The organism is Aliivibrio sp. 1S175 (assembly GCF_001690985.1).
Taxonomy (GTDB): Bacteria; Pseudomonadota; Gammaproteobacteria; order Enterobacterales; family Vibrionaceae; genus Aliivibrio.
The window spans coordinates 1-622 of sequence record NZ_MAJS01000053.1; the positions used below are offsets into that span (position 1 = coordinate 1).

Below are 622 nucleotides of genomic sequence, written 5' to 3' on the forward strand. Positions count from 1 at the left end.
AAACGTGTTATGCAGGCGTTGTGCGTACTGAGTCCGAAATTTTTTGCACGGTTCATCAAAAGGATCGCGGCTTTCGTAGTTTCGGCTTAGTAAGCGTTCCTTTCTTCTTTGTTGCCTTTTGGTTTTCGTGTTATCAGGTTCGGCAATTAAGCATTGTCGGCCTAAGTTCATGCGTTTCAGAGGCTATTTTACGCTTCAATGGTTCTTTGGTGTTGCCTCATTTTAGTTTGCATCCGTGTTTTCTTCTCAGCATTTTCAATCCCGGTTGTGGAAAGGATATTTTGTTTATCAGTTCCAAATCTGTTGAAACCAAGCCGTTCAAATGGCGTAAAAAATGTATCTGTTTTCCATTTACTTCATCTCGCAATTTAAGAACATTTTGTTCGCTTAATTGGCATCGGTAAATTAGAATCTAGGCTTAGAAAATCTTGGCAGGGCAGTTCTTTACCAAGTTGGCCAAGCCGAAAGTAAGTACGCACAACAATCGCATCAACACGATTTATTACATTCGGCGTTCTGGGTTTGCCTTGGGTTTTGTGATTAAGGCGGTTAATTCAGGTTGGTTTGCATAGTAATAAACGTGTTATGCCAGCGTTGTGCGTACTGAGTCCGAAATTTTTTG

1 protein-coding gene is annotated in these 622 nt (G+C 40.8%); it reads left to right on the forward strand.

Annotated elements, in window-relative coordinates:
* On the forward strand, positions 1–404 hold a 404-nt coding region (locus A6E06_RS20055), incomplete at its 5' end, for a hypothetical protein (protein ID WP_218066036.1).
* Between the last annotated feature and the right edge of the window lie 218 nt (positions 405–622).